Origin of the sequence: Streptomyces sp. NPDC017676, assembly GCF_044329325.1 — a bacterium.
In the GTDB taxonomy this organism is placed as follows: domain Bacteria; phylum Actinomycetota; class Actinomycetes; order Streptomycetales; family Streptomycetaceae; genus Streptomyces.
On the sequence record NZ_JBIRJA010000004.1, the window covers coordinates 383965 to 401398 of the forward strand.

Consider the following 17434-nt stretch of genomic DNA (forward strand, 5'->3'; position numbering starts at 1 on the left):
TCGATTGACATATGTCTTCGAGTTTGCGGCGTGTCGGCGCGCCGCGCTCAGTCCGCCAGCAGCACCAGCTTGCCCGTCGTCCGCCCGGTGTCGCCCAGCTCGTGCGCCTTCGCCGCGTCGGCCAGCGGGAACGTCCCGGCGATCGTCGCCCTCAGCCGGCCGGACTCCGCGAGCTCCGCGACGGCGCCCATCCCGGCCCGGTCGGCGTCGACCAGCATCCGCACCGCCCGCACCCCGAGCCGCTCGGCCTCCTCGTGGAACTCCGCGGAGCCCACCGGCAGGATCGACACCACGACACCGCCCGGCCGCAGCACCCGCAGCGAGCGCGCGGAGGTCTCGCCGCCGAGGGTGTCCAGGACGACGTCGACGTCCCGCACCGCCTCCGTGACGTCCGTCGAGTGGTAGTCGACCGGCTCGTCCACACCGATCTCCCGCAGGAAGCCGTGCTTGCCCGCGCTCGCCGTCCCGATCACGTACGCCCCGCGCGCCTTGGCGATCTGCACGGCCACATGGCCCACCCCGCCGGCCGCCGCGTGGATCAGCACCCGCTGCCCCGGCCCGACGTCCGCGTGCTCGGTCAGTGCCTGCCAGGCGGTCAGGGACACCAGCGGCAGCGCGCCCGCCTGCACGTGGTCGAGGGAGGCCAGCTTGGGCACCAGGGCCCGGGCCGGGACGGTGACGTACTCGGCGTGCGAGCCGTGGCCGAAGGGGTAGGGCAGCATGCCGAAGACCTCGTCGCCGGGCCGGAACGCGGCCACGCCGATCCCGGTCTCGGCGACCTCGCCGGAGACGTCCCAGCCGAGGACGAACGGGGGCCGGCCCAGGAACCCGCCGGTGGCCCGGTGCTTCCAGTCGGTGGGGTTCACCCCGGCGGCCCGCACCCGGACCAGCACCTCGTTCGGACGCGGTTTCGGCCGCTCGACCCGCACTTCCCTCAGGACCTCGGGACCGCCGAGGACGTCCTGGCTGATGGCTCGCATCGTGTTCACATCGCTCATGGTCACCCGGCCTGCCCGCCTCCGCCGGGCCGGAAAATGGCATGAATGCCAACCTCCGACAGGATCGTGCCATGCGCGACACGCCGAGTCCCGAACGCGTGGTCGTCCTGGCCCTCGACGGCGTCTACCCCTTCGAGCTGGGCATCCCCAGTCGCATCTTCGGCGCGGCCGACGGTCACTACGAGGTCTTCACCTGCACGGTCGACGGCCGCCCGGTGCGCACCAACGCCGACTTCACCGTCGGTGTCGCCCACGGCCCCGAGATCCTGGAGACGGCCGACACGGTGGTCGTCGCCTCCATGGCGACCACCCACATCCCCACCGAGCTGCCGGCGGAGGTCGCCGCCGCCCTCGGCCGGATCCGCCCGGACGCCCGGATCGTCTCCATCTGCACGGCCGCCTTCGTCCTCGCCGAGGCCGGACTGCTCGACGGCCGCCGGGCGACCACCCACTGGCAGGTGGCCGACCTGTTCCGCCGGCGCTACCCCCAGGTCGACCTCGACCCGGACGTCCTCTTCGTCGACGACGGCCGCGTCCTCACCTCCGCCGGCGCGGCCTCCGGCATCGACATCTGCCTGCACATCGTCCGCACCGACCACGGCAGCGAACTGGCGAACGCCGTCGCCCGCCGCTGTGTCGTGCCCCCGTTCCGGGACGGCGGCCAGGCCCAGTACATCGAGCATCCGGTCCCCGAGAGCGGCGCCGCCGACACGGCCGCGACCCGCGCCTGGGCCCTGGAGCGGCTGGACGAACCGCTCACCCTGGCGGACCTCGCCGGGCACGCCCGGATGAGCCTGCGCACCTTCGCCCGCCGCTTCAACGACGAGGTCGGCCTCAGCCCCGGCCGCTGGCTGATCCAGCAGCGGGTGGCCCGCGCCCGGCACCTGCTGGAGGCCAGTGACCTGCCGGTGGACCGGATCGCCGCCGAGGTGGGCTTCGCCACCGGTGCCTCGCTGCGCCAGCACCTGCACGCGGCGATCGGGGTGTCCCCGCAGGCCTACCGGAGGACCTTCCAGCAGGCCCGCTGAACGTTCCGTCCGGCTCCGGCGTCGAAGGAGCGCACAGAGCACGGGAGAACAGGGGCGGGAATGCGCAGAGGGCTTGTGGCGACGGCGGTACTGACGGCCGTGACGGTGGGGGCGGTGGCGGGGTGCGACGACGGGCCCCGGCCCGACCTGGTGGTGAAGGGCGTCCCACCGGCGACCCCCTACAGCGGTCCGCTCGACGTACCCACCGAGGAACTCGACGAGAACACGCCCCGCGCGCTGCGCCTGGCCTCCGGGGCGGCCGGCCGGGCGCTGGAGTGCGACGGGGAGATCTTCGAGGGCGCCGGACCCGACGGGTGGAGCAGGTCCGACGGCGGGGACACCCCGGAGGAGGGGCTGGCCCTCTACTTCGACATGTTCCAGCCGGAGGAGCCCGACCACGGGTACCGCGTGGAACGCCGGGAGGCGGACCGGGTCCTGTACTCCTACGACGTGGACGGCCGCACCAAGGTGGCGGTCGTGGTGGCCAAGGACCAGAAGGACCGGCCCGGCTGGGGTCCGGAGACGCACGCCTCCTGCGACCCGGCCGAACTCCCGGAGAGCTTCACGGCCACCACGGCCTGGCAGATCTGGACCGACCGCGCCGGCCGGAGGGTGCCGGTGGCCCGGCTGCACAGCTCGTCGGGACCGGAGCACTGCGGCTGGCAGTCCGCCGACTTCCTGGCTGTGGGCCACCGGACCTACGCCCGCGACCCCGAGGGCGTGCTGGCCCGGGACGAGTTGCTCCGGGCGCCCTACCGCGCCGGGGTCCGCATGCCCGCGGACGCCCGGGACACCGGGTACCACTACCGTGACCGGCGGCTGTGGCTGACGGCGGACAGGATGACGGCGTACGTCCGCACGGACCACGGGGTGGAGGCCTGGCCGCTGGTGAAGGAGGGCGCCGGGTGCGACTGACCGGCACGGGTGGGGTCGTGCCCCGAGGACGCGCGGGGCCTGCGCCGGGTCCGACAGCACGGCGTTCGGCCCTCATGACTCGGCCGTACGACCCGGAGTGGGGTCGTACGTTCGAGAGGACGAGGCGCCCCGCGGGTCAGGACGCAGTCTCGCCTCTCACTCCGCGGCGTGGACGCACTCGCCTCCCACATGGGTCAGCGCCACGGTCGTCCCGGCGATCGACTCCGGCGGCCCGGCGAACGGGTCGCGGTCCAGGACCACCAGGTCGGCGAGTGCGCCCACGGCCACCCGGCCGGCGTCGTCCGGGTGGTTCACGTACGCCGACCCGGCCGTGTACGCCGTCAGCGCGTCGGTGAGGCGCAGCCGTTCGTCCGGCGGGAACACCGGCCCGGTGCCGCCCGGCTCGACCCGGTTGACCGCGACGTGGACGCCCTGGAGCGGATCGGGGCTGCTCACCGGCCAGTCGCTGCCCGTGGCGAGCCGTGCCCCGGAGCGCAGCAACGCCCCGAACGGGTACTGCCGGGCGGCCCGGTCGGGCCCGAGCAACGGGATCGTCAGCTCGTCCATCTGCGGCTCGTGCGCGGCCCACAGCGGCTGCACGGTCGCGGTGGCGCCGAGCCGGGCGAAGCGGGGTACGTCGTCCGGGTGCACGACCTGGAGGTGCGCGAGGCGCGGCCGGGTGTCGCTCGGCCCGCCTGCCGCCCGGGCCGCCTCGATCGCGTCCAGGGCGTCCCGTCGGCGGTAGCCGTACGGCCCTCGGGGGTGAGGAAGGGGCCGCCGGTGAAGAGGAGGTCAGCGTGCAAGATGCCTTTGCGGATCGGTCGGTGGGAGGTGGTCCGGGAGGGGTGCGGAAGACCGGCGGTGTCCTCGCGGGGTCCCCCCAGCCCGGTCACCCGGACACGCCTTGGGCGACTTCGTGCGCGGACCGGGGCCCACGGCCACACTGATCGGGACGATCACGCAGAGGAGGCCGTACGCCATGACCCCGCCCCCCGCCCGCACCGCCGAACAGCGCAAGAAGGACACCCTGCACCGATTGGATCACGACGTCGACGCCTGGGTCGCCACCGCCGGCCCCGACGGCGGAGCGCCGTACCTCGTGCCGCTGTCGTTCGTGTGGGACGGCAGCTGCCTGCTGATCGCCACCCCGGCGGACAGCCCCACCGGCCGCAACCTCGTGGCCACCGGCCGCGCCCGCCTCGGCATCGGCCCCACCCGGGACGTCGTCCTGGTCGACGGCACCGTCCGCGCGGTGACGCCCGAGGACCTGCCCGAGGAGGACGCCGAGGTCTTCGCCGGGAAGACCGGCTTCGACCCGCGCCGACTGGCCGCCCGCTACCTGTACTTCAGGGTCTTCCCGGAGCGGGTCCAGGCCTGGCGCGAGGAGGACGAGCTGCGCGGGCGGACGCTGATGCGCGACGGACAGTGGCTGCCCGCCGACTGAATCCGGGGGCCGGGGATATCCGCTGGGGAGAGGACACTTCCCGGGAGGACCGATGACACTGGTGAAAGCGGGCGTGGTCGTGCTGGACTGCGCCGAGCCCGAGAAACTCGCTGAGTTCTACAGGGAGTTGCTGGACGGAGAGCGGGTGAGCGCGTCCGCGAACCTCGTGGAGGTCAGGGGCGCCGACGGCGTCCGGCTGGCCTTCCGGCGCGATGTCAACGCGACCCCGCCGAGCTGGCCGCGCCCGGAGAACTCCCTCCAGGCCCATCTCGACTTCCTCGTCGAGGACTTGGACGAGGCCGAGCGGCGCGTGGTGGGACTCGGCGGCCGGCCGATCGAGACGAGGGACGCGGCGGGCCCGTACGAGGAACGGGGCTACGCCGACCCCGCCGGACACTCCTTCACCTTGCGCCTGCTGCCGCCGACGGCACCGAAGCAGGGATGACCGACGGCGCGGCAGCCCGGTCGACGGCGGTGCGGGAACGGGGCCGGCCGGGCGGCGTCCGCCCGTGGCACCCCGCGGGGCCGGCGGACGGCGGGGGTGCCGGAGCGGCGGAGGCGCCCGGGCAAACGTGAACCCCGGCGCCGGCGACAGTGGTCGTCCGGGGCGCCGGGGCGGGGGCGGTCGGTCCGGTCAGTCCCGGCCGCCCTTGTCGGTCGCCGGCCACACGCCCGTCGACCGGGCGATGGCCTTCGCGCCGGTGCGGTCCACGGCGCTGCGCACCACCGCGAAGATCGCGCCCTGGACCGCGGCGGCCAGCAGGATCTCGCCCCAGCCGCGGTCCGGGTCCAGGGCGTCGGGGGCGTCCTCCTCGTGCCGGATCGCCATCCACGCCTTGCGGAAGGCCATACCGGCCAGCGCGCCGCCCGCCCAGCTGAGCACGAATCCGACCGGCTGATAGACGAGAGGGAGCTTCTTCTTCTTGTTCTTGGCCATGTGTGACTACTTCCTCGTCAATCGACCCTCATGCGGGCCGTCCTTCCGGGGCCACCCGTTCGCCCGGGGGCACCGGACCCGGCGGTGTACCGTCACCGAACGGCCGGCCGCCCAGCTCCGCGCGGCCGTGCGGGCTCAGCCAGCCGCCGAGGTCCGGGCCGAGCGGCACGATGCCGGTCGGGTTGATACCGGTGTGCACCTGGTAGTAGTGCCGCTTGATGTGGTCGAAGTCCACCGTGTCACCGAACCCCGGTGTCTGGAACAGATCCCGGGCGTACGCCCACAGCACCGGGTGCTCCGCCAGCTTCCAGCGGTTGCACTTGAAGTGGCCGTGGTAGACCGCGTCGAACCGGACCAGCGTGGTGAACAGCCGGATGTCCGCTTCCGTGAGGGTGTCACCGACCAGATACCGCTGCCGGGACAACCGCTCGCCGAGCAGTTCCAGCCGCCGGAACACGGCCGCGCACGCCTCCTCGTACTCCTTCTGGTGCGTGGCGAACCCGGCCCGGTACACCCCGTTGTTCACGTCCTCGTAGACCTCGGCCATCACCTCGTCGATCTCGTCGCGCCGGCCGTCCGGGTAGAGGTCCGGCGCGCCGGCGCGGTGCAGGGCCGCCCACTCGGTGGCCAGGTCCAGGGTGATCCGCTGGTAGTCGTTGGTGACCAGCCGCCCGCTGGGGACGTCCACGAGCGCGGGCACGCTCACCCCGCCCGGGTAGCCGGTCTCGCGCTTGTCGTAGGCCTCGCTGAGGAACCGGATGCCGAGCACCGGGTCCCGGCCGTCCGGGTCCAGGGAGAACCGCCAGCTGCGGTCGTCCTGGACCGGATCGGCGATCGCCATCGAGAGCGCGTCCTCCAGCCCCAGCAGCCGGCGCGAGATCACCGCGCGGCTCGCCCACGGACAGGCGCGCGAGACCACCAGCCGGTAGCGGCCCGCCTCGACCGGCCAGCCGTCCCGGCCGTCGGCGGTGATCCGGTCCTGGAAGTGGCTCCTGGACCGCTTGAAGGCCCGGTGTCCGTAGGCGCGGTTGCCGTCGCCGCTCATGTCTCCTCCTCGCCGCACGGGTGGTCCTGACCCACGCGTTCCCCGTTTCACCCGGCCGGCACGGTGTGAGCGGCCCGGTCGGGGGCAATCGGCGAGAGATGAGTGGGACACCCTCGGAACGGGAGCCGGCCGCACGGACGGCCGAGGACAACGAAACACGACCGGCACACGCCGCGGACGGAGCGCCCGCACGGGCGCAGGTCCCCGACGGAGCACGGGCGCAGGCTGCGGACGGCGTGCCGGCAAGGGCGCGGGCTGCGGACGGAGCGCCGGAACGGGCACGTGCCAGGGACGGCGCACCGGCGCAGGAACAGGCTCCGGACGGCGCACCGGCGCGGGCACACGCCCCGGACGGCGTACCGCCAGCAGCAGAGGCTCCGGACGGCCCACCGGCACCGGCACACGCCCCGGACGGCCCACCGGCACACGCCCCGCACGGCGCACCGGCACACGCCAGGGGCCACGAGGCCCCAGCGCCACACGCGCCGCGCCCGGAGGCGCCGTCGGCACACGCCCCGGACGGTCACCCGGACACCGCACGCACCCACGCCGGCGGCGACCCCGGCGGTCGCCGCGGTGCGAAGGGCGACCGGCACACCAGGATCACCGTTCTGGTGGCGCTCGCCGCCAATCTGGTGATCGCCGCCGCCAAGGCGGTGGGCGGGGTCCTCGCGGGCTCGCCCGCGCTGCTGTCGGAGGCCGCGCACTCGGTCGCCGACAGCCTCAACGAGGTCTTCCTGCTGGCCGCCCTACGCCGCAGCCGCCGCCCCGCCGACGCCCGGCACCCCTTCGGCTACGGCAAGGAGCGCTTCTTCTGGTCCCTGCTGGCCGCCGTGGGCATCTTCGTCATGGGCGGCTGCTTCTCCTTCTTCCAGGGCGTCGAGGCCCTGCGCAACGGCGCCGAGGAGGAGTTCAGCGGCTATGTGGCGGGCCTGATCGTGCTGGGCGTGGCCCTGCTCGCCGAGGGCGCCTCGCTGCTGCGGGCCCTGCACCAGGTGCGCCGGCAGGGCGGCGGCCTCGGCGCGCTGCGCGACCCGGCGCTGCGCACGGTGGTCGCCGAGGACGGCACGGCGGTGCTCGGCGTGACCCTGGCCCTGGTCGGAATGGCCCTGCACATGGTGACGGGGCAGGTCGTCTGGGAGGCGTCCGCCTCACTGGCGATCGGCCTGCTCCTCGTCTACGTCGCCTACCGGCTCGGCCGCGACGCCCGCGCCCAGCTCATCGGGGAGGCCGCCGACCCGGAGCTGAGCGGCAGGATCCGCGCGCTGCTGCGGGCGCAGCCGGAGATCGACAGTGTGGAGGCGCTGTTCACGATGAAGATGGGCCTCGACTCCACGCTGGTCGCCGCCCGTGTCGACCTGGCGCCGGGCCTGGACAGCGAACGCGTCGAGGAGGTCGCCGTACGCATCAAGCGGTCCCTCGCCCGGACGTTCCCCGAGGCCGACCAGATCTTCTTCGACGTGACCGACCGGCCGGCGGGCGAGGCACGAGAGAGCCCCGCCGCGACGGGGGAACGCGGCGGGGCCTGACGCACGAGTGCCCGCCCGGAGGGCGGTTCACACCTCCCCGGAACAGATTTTTCTGAAATGGGGCGGCACCCCGGCCTGAATCAGCGCTCGTCGAGCGGCTCCAGCACGAAGACCGGGATCTCCCGGGAGGTCTTCGTCTGGTAGTCGGCGTACGCCGGGTACGCCGCCACGGCCCGCTCCCACCACTCGTCCTTCTCCGCCCCGGTGACCTCACGGGCCCGCATGTCCCGCTTCACCGGGCCGTCCTGGAGCTCGACGTGCGGGTCGGACTTCACGTTGAAGTACCAGACCGGATGCTTGGGGGCACCGCCGAGGGAAGCGACCGCCGCGTACCGGCCCTCGTGCTCCACCCGCATCAACGGCGTCTTGCGGATCTTCCCGCTCTTCGCGCCCCGGGTGGTCAGCACGATCACCGGCAGCCCGGTGTCGAGCAGCGTCGTGCCCTTCGTCCCGCCCGAGCTCTCGTACAACTCGACCTGCTCGCGCACCCACTGCGTCGGGCTGGGCTCGTACTCGCCCTCAAGAGGCATGGGATTCCGTTCCCTTCGTCGGTCCAAACGGCTGCCTGCCACCGGACAACACCGGTGACGCCGCGAATCATCCGTACCGCGCGCCGATTCCGCCGATGGGGTGATCGCCGTGCGTCCGCGGCGATCACCTCCGGGGTCGCGATGATGACCTCCGGGGTCATCGCGCCGCCCCGCCGCGCGCGGCACAGTGGTCCGCGTCCCGATCACTGCCCACCCGGGGAGGGAACCACCCATGTCCGCCGACCGCACCGCCGCGACCCGCGCCGTCGTCCAGGAACTCCTCCGCAGGATCGGCCAGGGCGATCCCGAGCGGATCGCCGAGCTGTACGCGGAGGGCTGCGACTGGCGGCTGGACTGGCCCGAGGAGGAGCACGGCCGCGCCGACACGCCGTGGATCCGGCACCGCGCCACCCGCGCCGACGCCGCAGCGCACTACCGCGAGCTGGCCGCCCACCACGTCCCGGAGAAGGCCGGCACCACCGTCGAGCGGGTCCTGGCCGACGGCGAGGACGCGGTCGTGCTCGGCGTCATCCGGCAGACCGCCGCCCCGACCGGCCGCGCCTACTCCGCCCGGTTCGCCCTGCACCTCACCGTCCGGGAGGGCCTGGTCGTACGGCACCACGTGTACGAGGACAGCCTCGCCGTCGCCCGTGCCTTCGCCCCGGCGGAGCGCGACGTCCGGGTGCCGTGACCAGGCGCGACGGGGCGGACACCGGCCGCGGCCATCGTGCGGGGCGTGCGGCCGTGGCCGGTTTCCGCCGGTCGGACCCCGGGTACTTCGGCCAGATGACGAAGGTCACCGAAGTGGCCGAACTTGGCGTCGACCCATAGGTGCCTGGGGCATCTAATGATGATCGGCACGACGCACCTCTTCGTCTGCGAGGTCTTTCCATGACGGAACTGACGGACATCTCCGGCCCGGCTGCCCCGCCCGACCCCGTCGCCTTCCCCCAGGACCGCACCTGCCCCTACCACCCGCCCACCGGCTACGACCCGCTGCGCGACGGGCACCCCCTGTCCCGCGTCACCCTCTACGACGGCCGCGAGGTCTGGCTGGTCACCGGGTACTCCGCCGCCCGAGCCCTGCTCGCCGACCCCCGCCTGTCCACCGAGCGCCGCCGTCCCGGCTTCCCGGTGCCCACGCGCCGGTTCGAGGCGGGCCGCGACCGCAGGGTGGCCCTGCTCGGGGTGGACGACCCGGAGCACCACCGGCAGCGGCGGATGCTGATCCCGTCGTTCACCGTCAAACGCGCCGCGGCGCTGCGCCCCTGGATCCAGCGGATCGTGGACGAACTGCTGGACGCGATGATCGCCCAGGGGCCGCCCGCCGAGCTGGTCTCCGCCTTCGCGCTGCCCGTGCCGTCGATGGTGATCTGCGGCCTGCTCGGTGTGCCGTACGCCGACCACGAGTTCTTCGAGGAGCAGTCCCGCCGGCTGCTGCGCGGCCCGACCGCCGCCGACACGGTGGAGGCCCGCAACCGGCTGGAGGACTACCTCGGCGGACTGATCGACGCCAAGGCCGGGGAGGCCGAGCCCGGCGACGGCATCCTCGACGAGCTGGTCCACGACCGGCTGCGCACGGGGGAGCTGGACCGCGACGACGCCGTGTCGCTGGCCGTCATCCTGCTGGTCGCCGGCCATGAGACCACCGCCAACATGATCTCCCTCGGCACCTACACCCTGCTGCGGCACCCCGCCCGGCTGGCCGAGCTGCGCGCCGACCCCGCGCTGCTGCCCGCCGTGGTGGAGGAGCTGATGCGGATGCTGTCCATCGCGGAGGGACTTCAGCGGGTGGCGGTGGAGGACATCGAGATCGCCGGCACCACGATCCGGGCCGGCGACGGCGTGCTCTTCGGCACGTCCGTGATCAACCGCGACGCGTCCGTGTACGACGACCCCGACGACCTGGACTTCCACCGCGCCGACCGCCACCACGTCGCCTTCGGTTTCGGCATCCACCAGTGCCTGGGACAGAACCTGGCCCGCGCGGAACTGGAGATCGCCCTCGGCAGCCTGTTCACCCGGCTGCCGGAGCTGCGGCTGGCGGTGCCGGCACAGGACATTCCCTTCAAACCCGGCGACACGATCCAAGGAATGCTGGAACTCCCCGTGACCTGGTAAGAGGCTCTGCTCATGCACATCGACATCGACAAGGACGTCTGTATCGGCGCCGGGCAGTGCGCGCTGGCCGCCCCGGGCGTCTTCACCCAGGACGACGACGGTTACAGCACACTCGTGCCCGGACACGAGGACGGCGGGGGCGACCCCATGGTCCGGGCGGCGGCCCGCGCCTGCCCGGTCAGCGCGATCACCGTCCGGGACAGCGCCGGCTGACGACCGTCCGGCGGTACGGCGCCCGGACCGCCGTACCGCCGGACAGCACACCTAACGCACCTTGCGGACGTACCCGGCGCTGCCCGGCGTGGACACGTCCCGGTCCCGGCGGACGATGCTCAGCCGGCCGCCCCAGCGGGCTCGGGCCGCGCGCAGGCCCGCGTCGGTGTACTCGATGTCCAGCACCCGTTCGTCGAACGCCTTCGCGTACACCTCGCACTCGTCGTACTGCCCGCACTCCTCCGTCACCGCGAAGTCCAGCCCGGCCCGCTCGCGCCGCCCGGCCAGCTCCGCGGTGTTCTTCTGCCCGACGGCCAGGTGCCGGGTGTGCGCGTGCCGGGACAGCAGGCGCATGAACGCCGTCGCGTCGGACGCGGTGAGCAGCCGGTGGGAGCGGGTGTAGCTGTCGTAGTTGTCGGGCTCCACGGCGTCGAAGCCCTTGTCCGCGCAGCCGTCGATCCAGCGGTTCACCCGCCGCGCCACCCGGTCACGCTTGGCCGGGGTGCCGATGTCGAGCAGCGGCTCGTTCCAGTCCTCGTCGACGACGACCCGGCCCCGCGCGTCGCGCAGCAGAAGGTCGGCCGGCCAGGAGGAGCGCTCGGCGGGCTGGGCCTGGAACGCGTTGACGTAGCAGATGTTGTACAGGCCCGGCGCGGGGGAGTCCGACCGGTCGCGGCTGACGATCCGCACGCCCGGGGGCGGGGGATAGGCGCCGCCGATCTGGTAGTCGAACCCGGCGTGCCGCAGGGGCTGCCGCAGAGTGGTGCGCGGGGGCGCGCCGTCCTCGTCCCGCTCGCCGGGCGCGCAGCCGGACAGTGCCGTCACCGCGACGGCCAGGGCCGCTGCCAGGGCGCCCAGGGCCGCGCGCGCTCCCGTGGCGCGGGGAAGTGTCAGGGGCACGTCCGCTCCGTCCTGCCCACGCCGGGCGGCGCGGTACGTGTCAGGATCAGATCGTCCGTGCGCTGCGGACGTCAAGTCGGCCCCGCGTCACGTCGTAGGCTCGGCCGTGACCATCGTCCCGAAGGCAGGAGCAGCAACGATGCAGTACGTGAAGCTCGGTTCCACGGGCCTGGACGTCTCGCGGATCTGTCTGGGCTGCATGACCTACGGACTGCCGGACCGCGGCACGCACGAGTGGACCCTGGACGAGGAGGCGTCCCGCCCGCTGATCCGGCAGGCGCTGGAGGCGGGCATCAATTTCTTCGACACCGCGAACGTCTACTCCGACGGCACCAGCGAGGAGATCGTCGGCAAGGCCCTGCGGGACTTCGCCCACCGCGACGAGATCGTGCTCGCCACCAAGGTGAACGGCCGGATGCGGCCGGGTCCCAACGGGGCCGGCCTGTCCCGCAAGGCCATCATGAGCGAGATCGACCACAGCCTGCGCCGCCTCGGCACCGACTACGTCGACCTCTACCAGATCCACCGCTACGACCACCAGACGCCTGTCGAGGAGACGATGGAGGCGCTGCACGACCTGGTGAAGGCGGGCAAGGTCCGCTACATCGGGGCGAGTTCGATGTACGCGTGGGAGTTCTCCAAGGCGCAGTACACCGCCGAGCGGCACGGCTGGACCAAGTTCGTCTCCATGCAGAACCACTACAACCTGCTCTACCGCGAGGAGGAGCGGGAGATGCTGCCCCTGTGCGCGGACCAGGGCGTCGGTGTGCTGCCCTGGAGCCCGCTCGCCCGTGGCCGGCTCACCCGTGACTGGGGCGCGGTGACCGAGCGCAGTGCGACCGACGACTTCGGCAGCCGGCTCTATCTGGAGGGCGACCACGCGATCGTCGAGGCCGTCACCCGGATCGCCGGCGAGCGGGGCGTGCCGCGCGCCCAGGTGGCCCTCGCCTGGCTGCTGCACCAGGACACCGTGGTCGCACCGATCGTCGGCGCCGCGAAGCCGCAGCACATCGAGGACGCGGTGGCCGCCGTCGAACTCAAGCTCACCGAGAAGGAGATCGAGGAACTGGAGCGGCCGTACTCGCCCCACGAGATCAGCGGCCACTGACCGGTCAGTGCGGTCCGTGCGGTGCGAACTCCGTGCCGCACGGACCCCCGCCCTCGCTCTCCGGCAGCGGCAGCCGTGATCCCGACATCGTCAGGGTCCGGTAGTAGGCGCCGATGCGCTCGGCCGAGCGGCCCACGTAGTGGCCGATGAAGGTGCGCCGGAAGCGGTCGGCGCTGCGGTTGGGCCCCGAGCCGTGCACCAGGCTGCCGTTGAAGAACAGGACGTCACCCGGCGCCAGATCGACCGGCACCGGCGACAGACCGGGCGGCGGTGGGACGTACTCGCGGGCGAACGACAGGCCGGCGTCGGCCACTTCGGGGCAGAACAGGTCCATCCGGTGGGTCCCCGGCACGACTTCGAGGCCGCCGTTGCCCCGGTCGACCGGCTCGCACGCCACCCACGCGGCCACACACGTGCCCGGCTCGACCCGGAGGTAGAAGTTGTCCTGGTGCAGCGCCTGTCCGCGCGCACCGGGCGGCTTGAAGTAGAACATGCTCTGCGCGGCCAGCACCTCCTCCCCGAACAGCGCCTCCAGCACCGCCCGCAGCCGTGCGTCCAGCAGGAACCGCCGGGCCACCGGGCTGATGTCGTGGGGATGCATCACCCGTGGGTGGCGGCGCAGCGGGTCGGGGTGGTCCGGTTCCGGCGCGAAGTGGCCCGGCACCGGTCCGGCCGCGTGCAGCGCGGCGAACTCCGCGCACAGCCGCGCGATCTCGTCGCGGCCGAACAGGCCGGGTACGACGACGTATCCGTCCTCCTCGAACGGGTGCCGCAGCCGCTCGGGCAGGATGGGGGTGCCGGTGGCACCAGGGTCCGTGGCTGTCATGATGCGCTCCTCGCGTCCGCCGGGAACCGGCCCCACGCTAGGCGGGGTGCGTCCGACGGGAGGATGCCTGTGCGTGCTGAGGGTCTGCCCGGGACAGCTGCCGCCGGTGACCCGTCACCGCCGCCCGGCCTCGTCGTGACCGGCCGCTACGACCAGGGACCGGGCTACGGCGTCAACCGCCCGCGCGGCTCGGCGAGTTGGCTGTTCACGTTCACCACGGGCGGACACGGCCTGCTCCGGCAGGGTACCGCCCGCACCCCGGCCGGCGCCGGGGACCTCGTGGTGCTCGCCCCCGGAGTCGGCCACCGCTACACCGTCGCGCCCGGTGCCGGGCGGTGGCGGTTCTGGTGGGCGCACTGCCAGGCCCGGCCGGCCTGGACGCACTGGCTCGGTCCGCACGCCGTGGCCGACGGCCTGTATGCCGTCCCCTCCGTGCCCGATGCCCGACTCGCCCGGATCGAGGCCGCCTTCGGCCGGATGCTCACCGACTCCCGTACACCGGCCGATACTTCGCCGTACGGACCGGAACCGGTGGCCGTGGCGCACGGCAGCCTGCATCGCGAACTGGCGCTGTGCGCACTGGAGGAGGTCGTCCTGCTCGCCGTCGCCGGGACCGCCCGCACTCCGACGGCCGACGCGGGCGCCGACGCCCGGGTGCGCCGTGCCGAGGAGCTGATCGCCGCCGATCCGGGCGCCCCGCACACCGTCGGCTCGCTCGCCGCGAGCGTGGCACTGTCCCCGTCCCGGTTCGCGCACCTGTTCAGGCTGCGGACCGGCCGGTCCCCGATGCGGGCCGTACGCGAGGCCCGGCTGCGGCACGCGGCCCGGCTGCTGGAGGTCACCGACCTGACGGTGGACCGGGTGGCGGCGGCCTCCGGGTTCCCGAGCCCGTTTCACTTCAGCCGGGTGTTCCGCACGCGGTACGGGGTGCCGCCCGGCGCCTATCGGGCGGGCGAACGGCGGTAAAGCGAGGAAATGACGGCCCTTGACGAAATGTCAACAGAGAGAATACGGATGGGAAATCCCGAGAATCGGGAGATCACTTGTTCCGGTGTCTTCAACTGTGCGAAAGTGCCGCCTCAGGTGGACGTTCGAGCTGCCATGACCTCGCCGTACCGATTGGTACGGACAATTCCGGTAATGCGTCTGGAGGAATTCGGCCGTGACCGACGCACGCCTGTCGGACGAGCAGCTGAGCGCCGAACTGAAGAAGTGGACGGGAGCATCGCCCGCCCTGCATCCCGTCGGCGAACTCCTCGACCGGCACTGGGCGGCGGCCTTCGCCTACGCCCGGCTGTGCACCGACGGACCGCGCGCCGCCGGCATGCTCACCACCGCCGCGTTCACCCGGCTCTTCGGCGCGTCCCTCCGGCAGTCCGGCCCGACCGCGGCCTGGCGGCCCCACGTCCTGGTCGCCGTCCGCCGGATCGCGGCCGAGTGGGACACCGACGGCCGCCAGGAACTCCTCCACCCGGGTCTGCGGTCCGGGGACGGCACCGGCGAACGGGCCTCGGCCCGGCTGCTGCCACCGCCCGGCCGGCGGCTGCTGTCCCGCGCGTTCCAGCGGGTCCCGGAGACCTCCCGCGCCCTGCTGTGGCACACCGAGGTCGAGGCAGAACCCCTGGCCGTACCCGCCGCGCTGCTCGGCCTGGACGAGGAGGACGCCCGCGTCGAACTGCGCCGGGCCCGCGAGCGGCTGCGCGAGGAATGCCTCCAGGTGCACCGCGAACTCGCCCCGGAGGACGACTGCCAGCGCTATCTGCGCATGCTCGACGTGACCTTCCGGCGCGGCGGCACGGACATCGACCCCGACCTGCGGCGGCACCTGTCCGGCTGCCCCCACTGCGCCCGGACCGCCGACCAGCTCGCCCGCTTCAACGACGGCCTGCCCCTCGCACTCGCCGAGGCGGTCCTCGGCTGGGGAGCCTCCGGCTACCTGGAATCCCGGGCGGCGGACACGGAGGAGCCGACCGCGCCCGCGCCGAGCGCCGCCACCCTCGCATCGGTGGGCGAGGACATCACCGCACCTCCGGCCGGGGAAGCCTTCATACCGGCCGGCCCCGCGGCCGCACGCGAAGCGACCCCCCGCCGGCCGGCCGACGGCGGCACGCCGTCCGCCCACGGCGAAGACGCCGCTGACACGGAGCCGGTCGCGTCCGACGGAGGACCCACCCGCGGCCGACGGGCCGCCCGCGGTGCCTCGCCTTCCCGCCACCCAAAGGGAGCGGCCCCCGCTGGTCCCGGAGGGGCCGATGGTGCCGGGCCCGCCGGGGCCGCCGGGTCGGGTGGGTCGGCTGGTGGTGGATGGGCCGGTCGGGGTGCGTCGTTCGCCCGTCGCCGAAGGGGTGTGTCCTCGGTCGGCCCCGGAGGGGGCGTTGGTGCCGGGGCCGCCGGGTCGGGCGGGTCCGCTGATGGTGGATGGGCCGGTCGGGGTGCGTCGTTCGCCCGTCGCCGAAGGGGTGTGTCCTCGGTCGGCTCCGGAGGGGGCGTTGGTGCCGGGTCCGGTGGGACTGCCGGCCGTGGTGGGGCGCCTTCCCGGCGCCGGGCGGGAGCGGCTGCCGCCGTTGCGCCGGGCGGCGGCGGTGTCGAACCCGCCGTCGCCTCCAGCCGTTCCGCCCTGCGCGCCGCCCGCCGGGCCCGGCGCCGGAACCTCGCGCTGGCTGTTCTCACCGTCAGCGGTCTGGTCGTCCTGCCCTTGGCGCTGTGGTCGGCGTTCGGCTCCGACGGTGGCCCGGCGTCCGGCGCCGCGGGGACGCCCTCCCGTGCGCCGGGCGGGTTCGCGGCCTCCCCGGGCCCCTCCTGGGCCGGCCGGAAGGCCCCGGACCAGGACACCCTGCGGGGCAGGCTGCGCAACCTCGCCTCCGGCCTGTGCGTCGGAGTCGTCGGCGACAAGGCCGTCCGGGGCGCCGAGACGGAACTCGCGGACTGCTCCGCCGCCCCGACCCAGCAGTGGACGTACGAGACCGACGGTCTGCTGCGCAGCGCCGCCGCCCCCGATCTGTGCCTGGACTCCCACCTCGGCTACTCCGTGCGCCTCGCCCCCTGCACGGCCACCGGCAAGGCCGCCCGCGACCTCCACTACGACTTCACCCTCCAGGGCGACCTGGTACCGCGCTCCGACCAGGAGCTGGCCCTCACCCCGGCCGCCACCGACGGCTCCGGCGCCCTGGTGGTGAAGACCCGCGCCGCGGGCACCGCCCAGCGCTGGGCCATCGACACCGCCCACCCGGACCTGCGGATGGAGAACGTCGACTGGGACGGTGCCCACAGCCCCGTGCGAGCCGCACGACCGTGACGCAGGGCGGCCCCGCACCCCGGCGCCGCCCGAGCCGTCAGGGGTGGTGGTGCGGCGGCGGTGGCGGGATCGTGTCCAGACGCGGGGCCGGTTCCGGCCAGACCAGCAGGACCGGGCAGGGTGCGTGGTCGACGGCGAAGCGGACGGCCGGGCCCAGGCTCTTCGGACCCAGCCGGGACCGGTCCCCGTCCCGCGCCAGCACCAGCAGCCCGGCACCCTCGGCGGCGGCCACGACCTCCCGTTCGACCCGGCCCGAGCGCTCCTCGCGCACACAGGACCGGCCCAGCCGTTCGGCCGCCGCGTCGAGCAGGGCGGTCGCCGACGTGCCGCCGAGCGCTTCGAGGCGGTCACCCGGGTCCTGACCCCGCCGCCCGAGCAACCCGGCGAAGGCCCCGTGCGCCACCGCCGGCACCTCCGGTCCGCTCACATGCAGCAGCACCACCTCGGCGTCACCGGGAGCGTGGGCGCGCACCGCGTCCACGCAGGCGGGCCAGGTGCCTTCCACGAGCCAGGCGATCACGCGCATTGCTCGGCCTCCTCCGCTC

The 17434-nt window shown here is 73.9% G+C and carries 18 protein-coding genes and 1 pseudogene; 11 read left to right on the forward strand and 8 right to left on the reverse strand.

Annotated elements, in window-relative coordinates; all coding sequences use genetic code 11:
• Positions 1 to 47 precede the first annotated feature (47 nt).
• A complete protein-coding gene (locus ACH4LD_RS11835; RefSeq protein WP_398054047.1) occupies positions 48 to 998 on the reverse strand; it encodes an NADP-dependent oxidoreductase in 951 nt (316 codons plus the stop codon).
• 71 nt (positions 999 to 1069) lie between these two features.
• On the opposite strand from ACH4LD_RS11835, the gene ACH4LD_RS11840 reads away from it, so the two are divergent.
• Positions 1070 to 2026: a GlxA family transcriptional regulator gene (locus ACH4LD_RS11840; RefSeq protein ID WP_398054048.1), complete on the forward strand. Its 957-nt coding sequence runs from the start codon at positions 1070 to 1072 to the stop codon at positions 2024 to 2026.
• Positions 2027 to 2086: 60 nt separating this feature from the next.
• Positions 2087 to 2941, forward strand: coding sequence for a hypothetical protein (locus ACH4LD_RS11845; protein WP_398054049.1), 855 nt, complete (start codon positions 2087 to 2089; stop codon positions 2939 to 2941).
• A 156-nt stretch (positions 2942 to 3097) separates the two neighbouring features.
• Here ACH4LD_RS11845 and ACH4LD_RS11850 read toward each other — a convergent pair.
• Positions 3098 to 3676 (reverse strand): annotated as a pseudogene (locus tag ACH4LD_RS11850) (amidohydrolase family protein); the annotation flags it as partial.
• A gap of 244 nt (positions 3677 to 3920) precedes the next feature.
• Between ACH4LD_RS11850 and ACH4LD_RS11855 the strand changes: the two are divergent.
• Complete coding sequence (locus tag ACH4LD_RS11855) at positions 3921 to 4385, forward strand: pyridoxamine 5'-phosphate oxidase family protein (RefSeq protein ID WP_132785659.1); 465 nt, start codon at positions 3921 to 3923, stop codon at positions 4383 to 4385.
• A gap of 52 nt (positions 4386 to 4437) precedes the next feature.
• Positions 4438 to 4830 carry a VOC family protein gene (locus tag ACH4LD_RS11860; RefSeq protein WP_132785660.1) on the forward strand — a complete coding sequence of 131 codons (393 nt, stop codon included), beginning with the start codon at positions 4438 to 4440 and terminating at the stop codon, positions 4828 to 4830.
• A gap of 189 nt (positions 4831 to 5019) precedes the next feature.
• Here ACH4LD_RS11860 and ACH4LD_RS11865 read toward each other — a convergent pair whose 3' ends face one another.
• Positions 5020 to 5322: a DUF4235 domain-containing protein gene (locus tag ACH4LD_RS11865; protein ID WP_014676628.1), complete on the reverse strand. Its 303-nt coding sequence runs from the start codon at positions 5320 to 5322 to the stop codon at positions 5020 to 5022.
• Positions 5323 to 5350: 28 nt separating this feature from the next.
• The gene (locus tag ACH4LD_RS11870; protein WP_398054050.1) at positions 5351 to 6367 is read right to left on the reverse strand and encodes a glutathione S-transferase family protein; all 1017 of its coding nucleotides are present in this window, start codon (positions 6365 to 6367) and stop codon (positions 5351 to 5353) included.
• Between the two features lie 602 nt (positions 6368 to 6969).
• Between ACH4LD_RS11870 and ACH4LD_RS11875 the strand changes: the two genes are divergently transcribed.
• Positions 6970 to 7896, forward strand: a complete 927-nt coding sequence (locus tag ACH4LD_RS11875; RefSeq protein ID WP_398054133.1) for a cation diffusion facilitator family transporter — start codon at positions 6970 to 6972, stop codon at positions 7894 to 7896.
• An 80-nt stretch (positions 7897 to 7976) separates the two neighbouring features.
• On the opposite strand, the gene ACH4LD_RS11880 is transcribed toward ACH4LD_RS11875, so the two are convergent.
• Positions 7977 to 8426: a nitroreductase family deazaflavin-dependent oxidoreductase gene (locus ACH4LD_RS11880; protein WP_398054051.1), complete on the reverse strand. Its 450-nt coding sequence runs from the start codon at positions 8424 to 8426 to the stop codon at positions 7977 to 7979.
• Between the two features lie 232 nt (positions 8427 to 8658).
• Between ACH4LD_RS11880 and ACH4LD_RS11885 the strand changes: the two genes are divergently transcribed.
• The 3 genes from ACH4LD_RS11885 to ACH4LD_RS11895 all read left to right on the forward strand — a co-directional run bounded on the left by ACH4LD_RS11885 (position 8659) and on the right by ACH4LD_RS11895 (position 10760).
• Entirely contained in the window at positions 8659 to 9117 is a 459-nt protein-coding gene (locus tag ACH4LD_RS11885; RefSeq protein WP_398054052.1) for a nuclear transport factor 2 family protein, read from the forward strand.
• 200 nt (positions 9118 to 9317) lie between these two features.
• Positions 9318 to 10547: a cytochrome P450 gene (locus tag ACH4LD_RS11890; protein ID WP_398054053.1), complete on the forward strand. Its 1230-nt coding sequence runs from the start codon at positions 9318 to 9320 to the stop codon at positions 10545 to 10547.
• Between the two features lie 12 nt (positions 10548 to 10559).
• Entirely contained in the window at positions 10560 to 10760 is a 201-nt protein-coding gene (locus ACH4LD_RS11895) for a ferredoxin (RefSeq protein WP_398054054.1), read from the forward strand.
• A 51-nt stretch (positions 10761 to 10811) separates the two neighbouring features.
• On the opposite strand, the gene ACH4LD_RS11900 is transcribed toward ACH4LD_RS11895, so the two are convergent.
• Entirely contained in the window at positions 10812 to 11660 is an 849-nt protein-coding gene (locus ACH4LD_RS11900) for an endo alpha-1,4 polygalactosaminidase (RefSeq protein ID WP_398054055.1), read from the reverse strand.
• 139 nt (positions 11661 to 11799) lie between these two features.
• Here ACH4LD_RS11900 and ACH4LD_RS11905 point away from each other — a divergent pair, with 139 nt between their 5' ends.
• A complete protein-coding gene (locus ACH4LD_RS11905) occupies positions 11800 to 12768 on the forward strand; it encodes an aldo/keto reductase (RefSeq protein WP_398054056.1) in 969 nt (322 codons plus the stop codon).
• A gap of 4 nt (positions 12769 to 12772) precedes the next feature.
• On the opposite strand, the gene ACH4LD_RS11910 is transcribed toward ACH4LD_RS11905, so the two are convergent.
• Positions 12773 to 13594 (reverse strand): phytanoyl-CoA dioxygenase family protein, encoded by an 822-nt coding sequence (locus ACH4LD_RS11910; RefSeq protein WP_398054057.1) that lies wholly within the window; start codon positions 13592 to 13594, stop codon positions 12773 to 12775.
• Between the two features lie 63 nt (positions 13595 to 13657).
• Here ACH4LD_RS11910 and ACH4LD_RS11915 point away from each other — a divergent pair, with 63 nt between their 5' ends.
• Together ACH4LD_RS11915 and ACH4LD_RS11920 are read left to right on the forward strand one after the other, a co-directional pair.
• A complete protein-coding gene (locus tag ACH4LD_RS11915; RefSeq protein ID WP_398054058.1) occupies positions 13658 to 14560 on the forward strand; it encodes a helix-turn-helix domain-containing protein in 903 nt (300 codons plus the stop codon).
• A gap of 196 nt (positions 14561 to 14756) precedes the next feature.
• Positions 14757 to 16889: a ricin-type beta-trefoil lectin domain protein gene (locus ACH4LD_RS11920; protein WP_398054059.1), complete on the forward strand. Its 2133-nt coding sequence runs from the start codon at positions 14757 to 14759 to the stop codon at positions 16887 to 16889.
• A 37-nt stretch (positions 16890 to 16926) separates the two neighbouring features.
• Here the strand turns inward: ACH4LD_RS11920 and ACH4LD_RS11925 are convergent, their stop codons facing one another.
• On the reverse strand, positions 16927 to 17415 hold the full coding sequence (locus ACH4LD_RS11925; RefSeq protein WP_398054060.1) for a universal stress protein: 489 nt from the start codon (positions 17413 to 17415) through the stop codon (positions 16927 to 16929).
• Positions 17416 to 17434: the final 19 nt, after the last annotated feature.